The organism is Lysinibacillus composti (assembly GCF_016908465.1).
GTDB classification, from domain to species: Bacteria; Bacillota; Bacilli; order Bacillales_A; family Planococcaceae; genus Ureibacillus; species Ureibacillus composti_A.
Map to the genome: position 1 here is coordinate 104,948 of NZ_JAFBDY010000004.1, position 15,884 is coordinate 120,831.

Consider the following 15,884-nt stretch of genomic DNA (forward strand, 5'->3'; position numbering starts at 1 on the left):
ATTAATTGAGTAATGTAAAAAGAGAGTTGTCACAAGAACAAAGTGAAGAAATACTTAGTACATTAAAAGCGCGTTTTGAGAAATACATGAATCGTCATGAAGGATTAGAGTGGGCTAAAGTGCAAGAAAAGTTAGTAACAAATACTGAAAAACTATGGTCGCTATACCAAATGGAAAAATCTGAAGGTGAACCAGATGTGATCGGATATGATCAAGAATTGGACGAATATATTTTTTGTGATTGTTCAATGGAAAGTCCTAAAGGCCGCAGAAGTGTTTGCTATGACCGTGAAGCCCTAGAATCTAGAAAGAAAAATAAACCAGAAAACAGTGCTATGGATATGGCTAATGAAATGGGAATAGAGATTTTAACGGAAGAACAATACCGAGAGTTGCAGAAACTTGGGAATTTTGATTTGAAAACATCGAGCTGGGTGAAAACTCCTGAGGATATTCGGAAACTAGGAGGGGCCATCTTTTGCGATAAACGCTATAACACTGTCTTTATGTACCATAATGGAGCAGATTCTTATTATGCTGCTAGAGGTTTCCGTGGCTCAATAAGGGTCTAAATAAATGCTACAAGAGTAGTGATTTCTAATACAAGATGAGTAGAATTAATTAAAAGAAGCTGTTCAGAAATAGATTTCTGGACAGCTCTACTAGGTTAATTAAAATTTAAATTTATTTATTTCTTGCATCATTTCTTTTGAGGTTGTATCAAGTAGTTTTACAACTTCGGCGAGTTTCTCTACGATTTCTACTTGAATATTTGACGAACTTGCGACTTCGCTTGTTTGTTTAGATGTATTTGCAACAAGCTTTTGAATTTCTTCTGTGGAAGCTAATATTTCCTCAGAGCTTGCAGACATTTGTTCGATAACAGCGGAGTCATCTTGAACCCTCGAATTCACTTCAGTGACAACATCTAAGATTTGATATAACTTATCACCAATTTGCTCAACTGCTTCGTTGCCTGCTTTAACTTGATGGGTGCTATGTCCCATTTCCACTAATGCCTTATTACTAATTTGAAGGAAGTTTTCTAGGTGAGTTTGAATTTCGTCTGCTGAATTTTTAGACAGCTCTGCTAACTTACGAACTTCATCTGCAACAACCGCAAAGCCTTTGCCTGCTTCACCGGCGCGAGCAGCTTCAATTGCTGCATTTAAAGCTAATAGATTAGTTTGGTCTGCAATACTAGTGATTACAGAAACCATTTCTTTAATGGATTTAAACTTTTCACCCATCTCACGAACGTATACTTCTGTATGAAGTACAGATGCCTCCATATTTTGTATTTGTGATACAACTTGTTTTGTATAATCTACGCTTGTCTCTACTAAAAGCTTCATGTCATTCGATGATTCAGACATTTCTAAAGTTGTGTCTGCAACACGTTGAATACCAATCGTCATTTCGTTCATAGCTAAGTTTACTTCACTATTACTTGCCTCCTGCTGTTCACTGCTAGCAGCAATTTGAACAACACTTGCGGTAATAATATTATTCGAATCACTAACAAGTGAAGCAGTATGATCTAAATCATTTACAACTTGCTCTAAATTTTGCGATTTTGTTAGTAAGTTCAATAAAGATTCGGACAAGCTGCTAAGTGCTTGAGAGAATGTGCTTGCGAAAATAGTAATCTCATTATTATTTCTTAATTTTAGTGAAGAAAGGGTTTCATCGACATTTTTTAAATCGCCATTTGCCAACTGTACGGAAGCATTTTTTAATACAATTAATGGTTTTAATGCGCTATTTACATAACGGTAAGTAATAAATAAGCCAATTAGGACGAGGATTAAAAAAATAATTCCAATCTTTGGTACAATATCCTGTGCCACATTCGAGCTAACCTCATCTGTGTACGAAGCATCGATATCTACCCCAAGAAAAGCAACCACATTACCATCTGCATCCTTCATTGGGATGGTACCAGATACATATTCACCAAAGTCACTACTTAACAAATCAGAATAATAGGAACCGTGCTCAATAGCATTTTGTAAATGCTCATAAGTAGTGGAACCAGATGTCTCACCTAATGCTGCTGCATTTTCTTTATCATCTGTTGGCATACCATCCACTAAAAATGTCACGTCTTCACCCTCTTCGGGAACAAAATATGTATACGCATACAAAACACCGTTTATTTCACGGAGTTCATTTAATTGTTTCCTCAGTTCCCAATATAAATCATCTTCGACTGGATTTTTCGCTAATTTTTTATATTGTTCAACGTCTATATAATTTAACATATTTTCTGCTATATCTACCGTTCTCTCACCAATAGCTTGTTTTACAGATTCTCTTGAATTATAGAACATTGAAAAAACAAACGTTACTAATAATAGAATGAGTAAGGCAACAATGATGGAAAGAATTTGTCTGGATAATCGTTTTTCCTTTTGCATATTTTTGATGATACTCCTTTAAATATAAAGTCCAATTCCTGTTCACTATCAATTTATCGACAAAGTTTATGGATTTTTAATAAAATTTAATAAACTATAAATAAAATATAATATCATTAGTTTAAGTCTATTGGAACTTAATTAATTTTCCACAAATAGGGACTACCAAAGTTACCGGTTGTAAAAGGAATACAATTTTTCTAGGGCAGTTTTGTGAGTCCAGAAATGAAAAGTTTTTTTAGCAAAAAGGGGATTTTGAGTAGCTATTGTGTTATAGATGAAATTGGATTAATCTAAATTGATTAATGAAAAATAGATAAAATATGATTTATCGAAATTGGGGATACTACTTAATCATAGATTAGTGCAATAAGCAGTCTGTTTAATTACAAACCTACACTTAATTTGAGATAAGTCCTATAACAAAACTACTATTGGCAAATTTGATGCCATTATTAAAATATATAGAGCATAAAAATGGGTTTTTAAGATGTGGATAAAATTAAGGACTTAGCTTTTTAGTGTAGTATAGAAAGAATTTAGGGGAAATACTTGAGATATGTAAGAAAACATTTAACTACAACTTGTGATACTATCAAATGGGTTTATGTTAGAAAATGGTGTGAGATCTAGTGATTTAGAAGGAGAGATATTGTGATAAATAATGATTTATTAATTCGACTAAGATATGCGCTTGATATTAAAGATACAGATATGGTAGAGATTTTTCGCTTAGGCGGTATGAATTTAGCAAAAGAAGAGGTGCGGAAAGTTCTTTCAAAACCAAAAGAAAATGAAGATGGAGAAATCGATTTAACACCGACTGATCAATTTACTCCATGTGATTACGAAATGCTTGAGGCATTTTTAAATGGTTTTGTTACTTTTAAACGAGGTAAGCAAGATCCTAAACCAGGACAAGCTCCAGTACAAACACCTACAAAGAAAGATACGCCTAATAATTTATTTTTAAAGAGAGTGAAAGTAGCATTAAGCTTAACTTCTGAAGATATGATTGATATTTTCTACGACGCTGGTTTAATTGTTACAAAAGGGGAATTAGGCGCTATTTTACGTAAAGCAGACCATCGAAATTATAAAGAATGTGGTGACAACTTTACGAGAAACTTCTTAAAAGGACTAACACTGAAATACCGTGAGTAAAAAAATAAGAACAGTAGTTTATTAGTTTTTACTAAACTGATTGTGCCTGAGGTGTTAATAACTTGATAGTTGTAATTATGAACGGATTCTGCTGTGGAATCCGTATTTTTTTTGTGTGGAAAATTCTATTCGAATTTTTGTAACAAAAGTTGTTTACTTGTCAAATGTTAAGCTGATATAATTCATGTTGTTGTCCAAAATGCAATTAATTTCTCGAAATTGTACGATAATTCTAAAACTTTCGAGTTGTAACTTTTTTTGAACTTCAAAAATTATATATAAAATAATGATCAATTTATATATACCATACTTAGCAGAGAAATACAGAACATCATGAGGGGGAATTTGATGAATTGGTTCGAAAGTTCATTACAAAGTGTAAATACTTTTATGTACTCATATTTATTAATTGTTTTATTAGTTGTAGTAGGTGTGTTCTTTACGTTTAAAACAAAGTTTATACAATTTAGATTAATTCCGGATATGTTTAAACTTCTAACGGAAAAATCCTCAAACAATCAATCAGGAAAAAAAGGAGTATCGTCTTTCCAAGCCTTTACGATTTCAGCTGCTTCTCGTATCGGAACAGGAAACATTGCTGGTGTTGCAACGGCTATTGCCCTAGGAGGTCCAGGTGCTGTATTTTGGATGTGGATGGTTGCATTAATTGGAGGGGCATCAGCATTAATTGAAAGTACTCTGGCCCAAGTTTATAAAGTAAAAGATGGTAGTTTGTATCGTGGTGGCCCGGCCTATTATATGGAAAAGGGATTAAAGAAAAGATGGATGGGTATTCTTTTTGCGGTTGTAATTACGTTAACTTACGGTTTCGTTTTTAACGCTGTACAAGCCAACACTATTACAATTGCTTTTAAAGAAAGCTTTGGTACAGATCGAGTTGTTGTTGGAATTATCTTATCGATATTAACAGGAATTATAGTATTTGGTGGATTAAAACGAATTGTTAGTGTTACTCAAATTATTGTACCGGTTATGGCGATTGCCTATATTGCAATTGCATTAATGGTAGTAATCTTAAATATTTCCGAAATACCTAATATTTTAATTTTAATTATAAAATCAGCCTTTGGATTTGAAGAAGCGTTCGCTGGTATGTTAGGTGCAGCCATTATGAATGGAATTAAACGTGGACTATTCTCGAATGAAGCGGGTATTGGTTCAGCACCGAATGCAGCAGCCACTGCAGCGGTATCTCATCCGGTAAAACAAGGGTTAATTCAAACATTAGGTGTATTTATTGATACTTTACTTGTTTGTACTTCAACTGCAGCTATCGTATTACTAAGTGATGCATATCTTCAATCAGATGCCGCTTCAGTTAATTTAACTCAAGCATCATTAGTAAGTAACTTAGGTGAATGGGCAGGTATCTTTTTAGCAATTGCAGTCTTCTTATTTGCATATAGTACTGTTATTGGTAACTACTACTACGGCGAAACGAATATTGAGTTTATTAAAGAATCAAAATCTATCTTACTAGTATTCCGAATTTTAGTAGTAGCTTTCGTAATGTTTGGGTCAGTGGCAAAAGTACAGATTGTCTGGGATTTAGCTGACTTATTTATGGCAATTATGGCAATTATTAATTTACTTGCTATATTAATGCTTTGGAAAGTGGCAAAACCAGTGATCAATGATTACTTAGACCAACGTAAAAAGGGGAAGGACCCTGTGTTCTACAAGAAAAACGTTCCGAATATTGGGGAAGTTGAGTGCTGGGGAGACGAAGAAGAAAATCGCTAAATAAAGTGAAATAGAAATTGCGCTGCTTGAATTAGTTAACATATTAAGAACGGATCTCTATTAAGGAGGTCCGTTCTTTTGCATCTATCATAATCCAATAAGGTTTTTAAGTAATAAAAAGACCGCCTATGATGTATCCAAAGGCAGTCTAAAGATTCTCTTAAGATGAATTAACGTTCCTCGTTTAAATGATCAATAAAACGTTTAATTCTTTTAACGGCTTCTGACAATTGTTCTAATGAAGAAGCATAAGAACAGCGGATATGGCCTTCACCACTTTCACCAAATACGTCTCCAGGGACAACAGCTACCCCTTCTTTCATCAACAATTGTTCAGCAAACTGTTGCGAAGTTAATCCTGTTGATGTAATGGAAGGAAAGGCATAAAATGCACCACCAGGGACATGACATTCCAAACCAATCTCATTAAAGGATTGAACAATATAATTTCGACGTCGACGATAGCTCTTAACCATCTCATCTACATCTGGACGACCATTTTTTAGCGCTTCAATGGCAGCATATTGAGACATTGTAGAGGCACACATCAAAGCATATTGATGGATTTTTAACATGGCACTTGAAATCTCAGGAGGCGCACAAACAAAGCCAAGTCTCCAACCTGTCATAGCAAAACCTTTTGAGAAACCATTAACTAAAATTGTTCTTTCATGCATGCCTTCAATGGCAGCCATACTTGTATACTCTTCATCGTACGAAAGCTCAGCATAGATTTCATCGGCAATAATTAATAAATCATTCTTTTTCGCTAAATCAGCTATTCCTTCTAATTCGCTTTTACTTAACATTGTACCAGTCGGATTATTAGGGGAACATAGCATAATGGCCTTTGTTTTTTTCGTAATAACTTTTTCTAATTGACTTGGTAGTATTTTAAATTCATTTTCTTTTAATGCTTGTACTTGTATAGCTACTCCACCGGCTAATTCAACAGTAGGAACATAAGAAACAAAACATGGTTCTACAATAATGACTTCATCACCTGGGTCTAGTATTGTTCGCATGGCAAGATCAATTGCAGAACTTGCCCCAACAGTTACAATGATATCTGTTGCTGGTGAATATTCAACATTAAACCGATCTCGCATATAATTTGCGATTTCCTCACGTAACTCTAATAAACCTGCGTTAGGCGTATAAGAAGTATAACCTTGTTCAAGGGAACTAATGGCAGCTTCTCTTACATGCCAAGGCGTAACAAAATCAGGTTCGCCCACACCAAGAGAAATAACGCCTTCCATTCCTGCTGCCAAATCAAAAAAACGGCGAATGCCTGATGGTTTTAAATCGTTCGCTAATTTTGATACATATGGACTTTTTGTTGATTCCATTAAGGTGACACCACTATTCTTTTGTCTTTATTTTCTGTTTCAAAAATGATACCGTCATGCTTATATTTTTTCAAAATAAAATGTGTTGTTGTTGAAAGGACAGACTCTAAAGTAGAAAGCTTTTGTGATACAAAGTGTGCAACTTCGTTCATAGACTTTCCTTCAACGATTACTGATAAGTCATAAGTTCCTGACATTAAATAAACTGAACTAACTTCGTCAAAACGATAAATTCTTTCTGCAATCTCATTAAAACCTACACCTCGTTTAGGTGTTACTTTTACATCAATCATAGCAGTTACTCCAGGATGTTCTTCAACTTTTGTCCAGTCAACAATTGAAATATATTCAACAATTACTTTATTTTCTTCAAGTTTTTTAATGGACTGTACTGTTTCTTCCACGCTGATCCCAATCATCTTAGCAAGATCTTCTATCGCAATCCGCGCGTCTTTTTCTAGTATTTCAACTATTTCCATTTCCATTGCATTTAATTTCATGGAAAGACCTCCATATATTCTAAAATATTTTATAATTCAGCTTTTTCATTTTAACTGTTGTTTTAACGGAGCTCAAGCTAATTACTAAGAAAGTTAGAAATGTAAGAAATTTTTCATATATAATATTTATTTGCCATTCGTTATAGGAAATCAGTTCTTAAAAAGAGGGAAGAGGAGGTTGTGTCAGAATGTTTAGTATATGGAAAGTTATGGTGGATAAAAAGGGGAAAAATAAAGATGTCCATCATAGTTTGCAATGATGGACAAAAAGAATGACTTATTTTTCTATAAAAAGTATGAAACGCTTACTTTTTATAAATGGCTTAAGATTGCATTTTTAACATCTAAAAGAGTGGAAGTGCCACCTAAATCGCCAGTTTTGATTCCTGAGGATAAAGTTTCTTCGATTGCTTTTAACACACGAGCACCTGCTTCGTGATGTCCTAAGAAGTCTAGCATCATCTTACCAGTCCAAATTTGACCGATTGGATTAGCAATGCCTTGACCTGCGATATCAGGTGCTGAGCCGTGTACAGGCTCAAACATCGATGGGTATTCACGCTCGATATTTAAGTTTGCAGCAGGAGCTATTCCGATACTTCCCATAATAGCACCGCCTAAATCAGTTAAGATATCACCAAATAAATTTGAGGCAACAATTACGTCAAAAGCTTGAGGCTTCATAACAAAAAAGGCTGCTAGTGCATCAATATGATTAACTGCTGTATTTATTTCAGGAAAATCCTTTTTCACATTTTCAAATACTTCATCCCAAAATGGCATGGAGTACGTCAGGCCGTTTGATTTCGTAGCACTTGTCACATGATTACGTGAGTTTTTAGCTAGTTCGAAGGCATAACGCATTGCTCGCTCAGTGCCTTTTCGTGTGAAAACCGCATTCTGAATGGCAATTTCATCGACTCCTTGATGAATTCGACCACCACTATCCGAGTATTCGCCTTCAGAATTCTCACGTACAACCGTAATATCAAAGTTTTGGGGATTTTTTAGTGGTGATTCTAGTCCGGCAAGAAGTTTTGCAGGGCGAACGTTAATGGATTGCTTCATTCCACGTCGTATTTTAATCAGTAATCCCCAAAGTGAAATGTGATCAGGGACTAAGTCAGGCATCCCAACTGCACCTAAAAAGATCTGATCATATTGCTTTAAAATTTCAATGCCATCTTCAGGCATCATTTCACCATGTTCTAAATAATAATCACAGCCCCATGGGAAGTATGTCCATTCAAATTGAAAACCTCCATCTAGTTCCGCAATTTTATCCAACACCTCAATGGCTGCAGGAACAACCTCTTTCCCAATACCGTCACCTGGAATTACTGCTATTTTATATGTATGCATATTCAAATCCCCTTTTTTTGAACTTTCAATCTATTAGAAATATACCATAAAGTGGGTAATTGTTATAGATAGTAACTTTAAAATTCCAAGTTAAAAGAAATTTTATAGGTAAGGAGGGGCTGGCAAGAATAATGAACATAACAAAAGTGTCCATTAAAGGTGATAGAAATATTATACATAAATAAAAAATCCTATTAACCATTAGAGAGGGGTAATAGGATTAATTATTGAACTTGATTTTCTTTAAAATATTGAGCTGCGATGAGTTGCCAGTCTTCAAGAAATGCAGACCATAAATTAGGGCGTCTCCTAACTGCTAACGGATGATAGGCTACAGCAGCTTTATATCCGTTTACATGATGAAATTGACCTCTTAAGGATTTAACATCTAATTCTTGATTTTGAAAGAAAGATTGAACGGCTACGTTTCCAAGACAAACAATCATCTGGGGACGTTTTGTTTGTAATTGAGCTTCTAAATGATTCATGCAGATCTTTCGAGTTTGTTCTTTATCATAAGCCCTTGTTGGTTTTCTTTTTAAAACATAGGTTACATATAAATCATCAGGTGTTAATCCAACGTGAAAGGCAGCTTGTTGTAGTGTTTGCCTTGTCCCACAAATAAATGGTTTGTTTTTCGAGTCTTCTCGAGAGCCAGGATTATCTAATAATATAAGTATTGGCGCTTTTGGATTTCCTTCACCCCAGACCATTCGAGATCCGTGTTGAAAAAGACCGCAATTGCTGCAGTTTTTTAGGCTATCAGGTGTTGATTCCTCAGGCCATAATGATGCGCAAAAGTCGTTCAATACTACTCCTCCTATTGCATGTAGATATTCTTTAATATATCAATTACGAAGAATAACATACATGAGGGCCATTTTAAAAAATTTATAATAGCAATAATTCCAAATAGGAGAGTACTCAGTTACATTCAACCGAGGTAAAATTATTCATAATTCCTCTGACGTGCAAATTGGTTAATAATCGTAAAGAAGGTAACGATGAGAAAGATAGCGATGATAATGTATTTTAAATTCAAAATTATTAATTCCCAGCTACTCTGAAAGGCTTTTACTAAAATCGTAACGAGTACACCTGCTAGGAGAGACATGATTATTTTGTTCGATTTAGAGTCACTTTGATAAATAATAGATTGTACAATCTTCCCTAACAAAAAAATTAATATAGAAACCCCAGTGAGAAGTAAAAGCATTGGAAGAATCAAACTCCATCCATAACTAAATTCCGCTTCACTATGAAACAAAAGCTCAATTAAAGGCCTATTCAAATCTAAGTTTTGAAGGATAGGAGATGATAGTATGGTAGAGATTAGAATGAAACTAAATGCAATGATTAGACATGCAGTATAAAACATTAACTCCGTTTTACTATTTACTTTTCTTTTCACAGCTGCCCTCCATTCGTTTTAATAACCCTATTAATAGTTATGAAAAAAGCGCAGCAAATAAAACTATTAAAAACTCTGGTTTTAGAAAGATTTGAGACCCCTATGATCAATCCCCTATCGACATTCATCTCCATTAAAATTTAATCGTTTTGTTTATTAAAGCTACTAGTAATTAACTCCTTTAATAGGGAATTATTCCTATTATTTTAGTACTATGCAAAAGGGTGGTTTTCGTAGAAAATAAAAAGTGAATATTTGTTACTTCTAAGGTTTTATTGTTATAGAGGAAAAGAAAGAGGCGCAAATGAAATTGATAACTAATTATAATAATGATGAACTATTTTTTAATTTATTTTGCAACTTAGCTGACTGTATATTAGTTATTAATAATATTGGGGAAATTGTTTATTTGAACCCTACAGCTGAAAGGTTTTTCAGTATTTCGGCAATTGATTTCGTAGGGCGCAATATTAACTTGCTTATAAATCGTTTTGACAATGTAAAAGCAGATCATCTCATTGTGATAAAAAATAACAACAATCAACAACTATCAATCAACCTTCGAATTCACTCTTTACCGTTTGGACAGGAAGTATATGATGTCATACTGATAAAAAAAGCAGTGGAAGATAAAAAAATGGATGATGAGCACTTAACGAGACTAATTAAAGAGATTGAGGATATTGAATTAGCTATAAATGAATCTTCTAATGTTTCTGTTACGGATGGAAATGGTGTAATAACAATGGTTAATAAAAACTTTTGTAATATGACGAAATATTCAGAGGAAGAAGTGATAGGGAAAACCCATCGTATTTTAAATTCAGGGTTTCATCCTAATGAGTTTTTCCACGAAATGTGGGATACCATTAAAAGTGGAAAGGTTTGGCGAGGAGAAATTCAAAACAAATCTAAAGACGGAGCCTTATATTGGCATGATACAACCATTGTTCCCTTTTTGGATGACGAAGGAAAAGCCTATAAGTATGTAAGTTTTCGTAACGATATAACGAAACGGGTAAAGATGGAACAAGCGTTGCAAATCAACTTTATGGATACGATAGAAAACTTACAAAATGGCATATTCAAAATGAAAAAAGATGCTAATGGAAAGTTAGTATACACAATGGCTGCAGGAAAACTAATGAATAAAATTGGCACTACAAAAGAAAGGCTCCAAAACCAAACTCCTTTTGATGTTTTTCCAGAAGAAATGGCTAAAATGAAACACTACCATTATGAAAAGGCTTTTAAAGAAGGGAAACGAGTGAATTATGAAATTGAACTTCAAGGAAAGCTTATTTATGTAGACGTAACTCCAATTAAACATAAAGGTGTAGTTACAGAAATAGTTGGCTCTGTGTTAGATGTTTCTGAATTACGTACAACACAAAGGGAGCTTCAAGTAAATCAAGAACAATACCAGTCATTATTTAAATATAGTCACGATTACATTGTTGTCTTTGATGTAAATGGCAATATTATCGATATAAATCCAAAGACAAAAGAGCTTTTTGGAATAAGCAATGAGCTAAAGCAAAATCTCACAATAGAAGATATACTCCAATATGAAAATTTGGGCTATATTAAGAGTTATTTAAAAAACGCAACCCAAGGCGAAATGCAATATTTTGAACTTGAAATAATTCAAAATGAAGAAAAATTATGCTTGAACATGACCCTACTCCCTATAGTCATTGATGGAAATATAAAAGGTATTTATTTTATTGGAAAAGATATAACTGAAAATAAACGGGTGCAAGAAACGAATGCCTATTTAGCACATCATGATGAGTTAACTAAACTTCTAAATAGAAGAGGGATGGATCAAATCCTTTGTGAGTCTTTAATAGGAGCGGAGGAAACTAATTCACAACTTGCAATTTTAATGATTGATTTAGACCGTTTTAAATTTATTAATGATTCTTTAGGACATTTAATTGGCGACCAACTCTTAGCACAAATTGCTAGCCGTTTATTGGAAACGATTGATGGGACTAATTTCTTTGCTGCTCGTATGGGTGGCGATGAATTTATGGTTCTTTGTCCAAAATTAGAATCCAATAGCGAATTAGTTTTATTAGCAGAAACAATTGGCAGAAACCTTGCAAAACCTTATTATATCGAAGAACATGAACTATTTATTACAGCTAGTATAGGAATTAGTATTTATCCCCCTAGTGGAACAACGGTAATTGAATTAATGAAGCGGGCAGATATAGCGTTATATCAATCAAAAGAACTTGGGCGCAATACTTACCAGATCTATGATGAGTCCATGAGAAGAAAGAGTGAGCAATTATTCTTCTTAGAAAGAGATTTAAGAAAGGCTATTCTTAAAAGTGAATTTATTGCTCATTTTCAACCGCGTGTGAATGCACTGACAGGAGAAACAATAAGTGCTGAGGCACTGATACGTTGGGAGCATCCAGTTATGGGGCTTATTTCACCTGGAGATTTTATTCCACTTGCAGAAGAAACAGGTTTGATTATTCCTTTGGGGAAATGGATGAAACGGAAAGTTTGTGAGCAATTAGTTGCATGGAGAAAAGCGGGAATCCCATTAATACCAATCAGTGTAAATATCAGTTCCCAACGATTTTTGCAAAAAGGATTTGCAAAAGACTTGCAAAATCTATTAGATGAATTTCAATTAGAGGGAAAATGGTTAGAGATTGAGATTACGGAAAACTCAATTATGAAGAATGAAGAGTATATTCTCCAAACCTTACGTGATTTAAAAGAATTAGGAGTAAAGATTTATATTGATGATTTTGGTACAGGTTATTCTTCGTTCAACTATTTAAAAACCTTTAATATCGATGGAATCAAGATTGACCGATCTTTTATTCAAAATATTTCTTCAAAATCTGAAAATGCCAGCATTACAACAGCAATGATTAAAATGGCTCAACATTTGAAGATGGATGTTATTGCTGAAGGTGTTGAAACAAAAGAAGAGCTAATGTATTTACTTGAACAAAATTGTTACCATATACAAGGTTATTATTTCGGTAAACCTTGTTCGATTGAAGAATTTGAAGCTCAATTTTTATTTCAAAAATCATAAAAAAAGGCTGACAGAAGATGATATTTTCTGTTCAGCCATTTTACGTTGTAAAAGAAATTATTAAGATGATACGCGTTAATGTTTTAATATAAATGAAAAGGCTGTTGAAAAAATAGTTTTAACCGAACTCAATGTGATTCTGAACAAATAAACAATACTTCTAAGTATAAATAATCTTGAGGGTTTATAAAGGAAAACGACTACCGCAAATAAAAGGAAATAAAACTCTATGCTCGTCAAATTGGGTTGGATTGAAATGGAACTTAAGAATGCCATAATGATTGCGAACGCAAAAATACTTAAGATGGTTAGTTCTGCAATTTTATTTTCAATTTTTTTTGATTTATTATTGCTGAATTTAGCTTTTTGTCTATTCATTGATATCATCCTTTTGAAATGATTTTACTACTATCATTTTTATCTTATTGATATCTAAGCATACGCAATGGTTGTCCTTAACTTATTTGAAGTTTAACCATTATGATACATATTTATTCCAAATTGTGTAAAATTTCATCCAAGTTTTTACTTTTCAAAAATCGCATAGCCTATGACGATTGCGGCTATAATTTTTCAAGTTTCTTTAACGCGTTTTTTTCTCCTTTGAATCTCAAGTTCTCCATTAAATCCTTTTAATAAAGAGTAACTCATGACTAACATGATAAAAGCAAAAGGAAGGGCTGCGGCTATAGATGCAGTTTGTAATACCTCTAACCCCCCAGATATTAGTAAGACAGCTGCAACAGCACTTTGAATAACTCCCCAAGTCATCTTAATCTTATTCGAAGGGTTTAATGTGCCACCTTCACTTAACATGCCTAAAACAAATGTTGCTGTGTCTGCTACAGTAATGTAATAAATAGCGACCAATGCAAAACCAAGAATACCAAGAAAAGTGCTAAGTGGTAGTTGGTCAAAGAAGGTAAATATAGCTAAGGATACATTTTCTGAAATATAAGTGGCTAAATCATGATTGTTGTTATGTACAACCAAATCTAGAGCAGCTCCACCAAAAATGGACATCCAGAGACAAGTACCAATAGTGGGTACTATTAACACGCCAATGACAAACTCCTTAACTGTGCGTCCCCTTGAAATACGAGCAATAAACATTCCTACAAATGGTGCCCATGCAATCCACCATGCCCAATAAAAAAGTGTCCATGCTGCAATCCATTCACCTTCACCAAAGGGTCTTAATCGTAAACTCATTTGAATAAAATTATTAAGATAAAGTCCAGTTGTATTAAAAAACACTTTTACAATTGTTAATGTTGGACCGAGAATCAATATTAACAACAGTATTGCAAATGAAATAATCATGGCGCTATTCGATAAATATTGAATCCCTCTTTCTAAGCCTGTATTTACCGAAATAAGGAAAATGACTGTTGCAACAATAATTACAATTATTTGAACCAAAAGCGTATCAGGTGCATTAAAGATAGTATGCATACCAGCCGTAACCTGTAATGCTCCGAGTCCAAGTGATGTTGCAATACCGAAAACTGTAGCAAATACAGAAAGAATATCAATTGTTTTCCCAATTGGTCCGTTAATACGATCTTTCAAAACCGGGTAAAATACAGAACTAATGGATGCGGGCAATCTCTTGTTATATTGAAAGAAGGCAAGGGCTAGTCCAATCACTGTATAAATCGCCCATGGGTGTAATCCCCAATGGAAAAAAGTATATGTCATTGCTGTATTAGCAGCATCAATCGTATAACCTTCACCATATGGAGGTTTAGTATAATGCGTAACAGGTTCGGCAACGCCCCAATATACAATCCCGATACCCATACCTGCTCCGAACAACATAGCAAGCCATGAAGCAGTGTTAAAGTCTGGCTTGTCAGTTGGTTTTCCTAATCGAATGTGCCCATACTTAGAAAATAATAAGTAGATTGAAAAAATAACAAAGAAAAAGGTTGTTCCGATATATACCCAACCTAAATAATCAATCGACCCGGTATAAATAATATTCGTTACTTTTGCCAAATTGTCTGTAAAAAATATACCCCACAATATAAAAATAAGGGTAAGTGCCAGAGAGATAATAAAAACACTTTTTTCTTTGAACTTTTCCATTGAAAACCTCCAATAATCATAGGGTTAAAGACAACTTGAATCACTGGTTATATTGAAGATTATTGATCTAAAATGTTATATAAAAACTCCCATTTAGTACTATCCAGTAATTCTTCCTCATTTATTTCAATGCTACCGCCAAGATAAATAATGTTTCCTTTAATAGCGATAACCATTGATTCAAGGGAAGAGTTTGGGTCCTTTTTTTTATACACATCTCCAATGGATGGAAGGAAAATATCAAATGTTGGAACACTTTCGTTCACATCATTTTCTTCTGAATGATTTATATCACGGAATTCAATTGGGTTACTATTTTCTGATCTACCAGGGACCATTAACAAATATTCATGATGACGGATACCATTTGAATTATTTGTAATAACCCCTTTATTTTCGACTGTATCTACAACTTCAATTTCATTTAATGAATAATGGTCTAAATAATCTGGATCTGGATTGGTTATTAAAATATAATCCCCTTTTTGAGCTTTTCGGTCTTTATTAAGCGTAAAAACATTGTGATTGAAAATAAAGCTGTCACCCTCTTTTGGTTGATACCTATCAACTTCAGCCGCACTGCACAAATGCTGTGTTAAGTCACGTAACCGAATGAGGTGGACTGATTTTTTATAAACAGGTTTCACTGTATAGACCCTGTGTAATTCGTTTTTATAGTAAACAAATTGTCCTTTGCGTACTTGAAATAATTTCAATGGTTAGTACTCCCTTCGTGGAAAAGTGTAAAAT

General features: G+C 33.9%; 13 protein-coding genes. 4 read left to right on the forward strand and 9 right to left on the reverse strand.

The window, feature by feature from the left end; translation table 11 throughout:
• Positions 1-5 precede the first annotated feature (5 nt).
• Complete coding sequence (locus JOD29_RS06750; protein WP_124763848.1) at positions 6-572, forward strand: DUF4256 domain-containing protein; 567 nt, start codon at positions 6-8, stop codon at positions 570-572.
• Positions 573-671: 99 nt separating this feature from the next.
• Here JOD29_RS06750 and JOD29_RS06755 read toward each other — a convergent pair whose 3' ends face one another.
• The gene (locus JOD29_RS06755; protein WP_124763849.1) at positions 672-2,420 is read right to left on the reverse strand and encodes a methyl-accepting chemotaxis protein; all 1,749 of its coding nucleotides are present in this window, start codon (positions 2,418-2,420) and stop codon (positions 672-674) included.
• A 714-nt stretch (positions 2,421-3,134) separates the two neighbouring features.
• Here JOD29_RS06755 and JOD29_RS06760 point away from each other — a divergent pair.
• Positions 3,135-3,584 carry a YehS family protein gene (locus JOD29_RS06760; RefSeq protein ID WP_239585612.1) on the forward strand — a complete coding sequence of 150 codons (450 nt, stop codon included), beginning with the start codon at positions 3,135-3,137 and terminating at the stop codon, positions 3,582-3,584.
• A 348-nt stretch (positions 3,585-3,932) separates the two neighbouring features.
• A complete protein-coding gene (locus tag JOD29_RS06765; RefSeq protein WP_124763851.1) occupies positions 3,933-5,348 on the forward strand; it encodes an alanine/glycine:cation symporter family protein in 1,416 nt (471 codons plus the stop codon).
• 170 nt (positions 5,349-5,518) lie between these two features.
• On the opposite strand, the gene JOD29_RS06770 is transcribed toward JOD29_RS06765, so the two are convergent.
• From JOD29_RS06770 to JOD29_RS06790, 5 genes are all read right to left on the reverse strand, one after another.
• Positions 5,519-6,700 carry an aminotransferase gene (locus tag JOD29_RS06770; protein WP_124763852.1) on the reverse strand — a complete coding sequence of 394 codons (1,182 nt, stop codon included), beginning with the start codon at positions 6,698-6,700 and terminating at the stop codon, positions 5,519-5,521.
• Positions 6,700-7,200 carry an Lrp/AsnC family transcriptional regulator gene (locus JOD29_RS06775; protein ID WP_124763853.1) on the reverse strand — a complete coding sequence of 167 codons (501 nt, stop codon included), beginning with the start codon at positions 7,198-7,200 and terminating at the stop codon, positions 6,700-6,702. The genes JOD29_RS06770 and JOD29_RS06775 overlap by 1 nt, the downstream gene beginning before the upstream one ends.
• A 312-nt stretch (positions 7,201-7,512) precedes the next feature.
• Positions 7,513-8,562 (reverse strand): tartrate dehydrogenase, encoded by a 1,050-nt coding sequence (locus JOD29_RS06780; protein ID WP_124763854.1) that lies wholly within the window; start codon positions 8,560-8,562, stop codon positions 7,513-7,515.
• 224 nt (positions 8,563-8,786) lie between these two features.
• Complete coding sequence (locus JOD29_RS06785; protein WP_124763855.1) at positions 8,787-9,371, reverse strand: uracil-DNA glycosylase; 585 nt, start codon at positions 9,369-9,371, stop codon at positions 8,787-8,789.
• A gap of 140 nt (positions 9,372-9,511) precedes the next feature.
• Positions 9,512-9,973: a hypothetical protein gene (locus tag JOD29_RS06790; protein WP_124763856.1), complete on the reverse strand. Its 462-nt coding sequence runs from the start codon at positions 9,971-9,973 to the stop codon at positions 9,512-9,514.
• A gap of 304 nt (positions 9,974-10,277) precedes the next feature.
• On the opposite strand from JOD29_RS06790, the gene JOD29_RS06795 reads away from it, so the two are divergent.
• Positions 10,278-13,043: an EAL domain-containing protein gene (locus JOD29_RS06795; RefSeq protein WP_124763857.1), complete on the forward strand. Its 2,766-nt coding sequence runs from the start codon at positions 10,278-10,280 to the stop codon at positions 13,041-13,043.
• A gap of 75 nt (positions 13,044-13,118) precedes the next feature.
• Here the strand turns inward: JOD29_RS06795 and JOD29_RS06800 are convergent, their stop codons facing one another.
• The 3 genes from JOD29_RS06800 to JOD29_RS06810 all read right to left on the reverse strand — a co-directional run bounded on the left by JOD29_RS06800 (position 13,119) and on the right by JOD29_RS06810 (position 15,850).
• Positions 13,119-13,421, reverse strand: coding sequence for a hypothetical protein (locus tag JOD29_RS06800; RefSeq protein WP_124763858.1), 303 nt, complete (start codon positions 13,419-13,421; stop codon positions 13,119-13,121).
• A gap of 195 nt (positions 13,422-13,616) precedes the next feature.
• Positions 13,617-15,134, reverse strand: coding sequence for a glycine betaine uptake BCCT transporter (locus JOD29_RS06805; RefSeq protein WP_124763859.1), 1,518 nt, complete (start codon positions 15,132-15,134; stop codon positions 13,617-13,619).
• 59 nt (positions 15,135-15,193) lie between these two features.
• The gene (locus tag JOD29_RS06810) at positions 15,194-15,850 is read right to left on the reverse strand and encodes a hypothetical protein (protein WP_124763860.1); all 657 of its coding nucleotides are present in this window, start codon (positions 15,848-15,850) and stop codon (positions 15,194-15,196) included.
• Between the last annotated feature and the right edge of the window lie 34 nt (positions 15,851-15,884).

What these genes read in the sequence shown, in the direction of transcription:
- JOD29_RS06755 (WP_124763849.1), bottom strand. Translation starts at nt 2,420, where the DNA reads ATGCAAAAGGAAAAACGATTATCCAGACAAATTCTTTCCATCATTGTT.
- JOD29_RS06760 (WP_239585612.1), top strand. Translation starts at nt 3,135, where the DNA reads ATGGTAGAGATTTTTCGCTTAGGCGGTATGAATTTAGCAAAAGAAGAG.
- JOD29_RS06765 (WP_124763851.1), top strand. Translation starts at nt 3,933, where the DNA reads ATGAATTGGTTCGAAAGTTCATTACAAAGTGTAAATACTTTTATGTAC.
- JOD29_RS06770 (WP_124763852.1), bottom strand. Translation starts at nt 6,700, where the DNA reads ATGGAATCAACAAAAAGTCCATATGTATCAAAATTAGCGAACGATTTA.
- JOD29_RS06775 (WP_124763853.1), bottom strand. Translation starts at nt 7,200, where the DNA reads ATGAAATTAAATGCAATGGAAATGGAAATAGTTGAAATACTAGAAAAA.
- JOD29_RS06780 (WP_124763854.1), bottom strand. Translation starts at nt 8,562, where the DNA reads ATGCATACATATAAAATAGCAGTAATTCCAGGTGACGGTATTGGGAAA.
- JOD29_RS06795 (WP_124763857.1), top strand. Translation starts at nt 10,278, where the DNA reads ATGAAATTGATAACTAATTATAATAATGATGAACTATTTTTTAATTTA.
- JOD29_RS06800 (WP_124763858.1), bottom strand. Translation starts at nt 13,421, where the DNA reads ATGAATAGACAAAAAGCTAAATTCAGCAATAATAAATCAAAAAAAATT.
- JOD29_RS06805 (WP_124763859.1), bottom strand. Translation starts at nt 15,134, where the DNA reads ATGGAAAAGTTCAAAGAAAAAAGTGTTTTTATTATCTCTCTGGCACTT.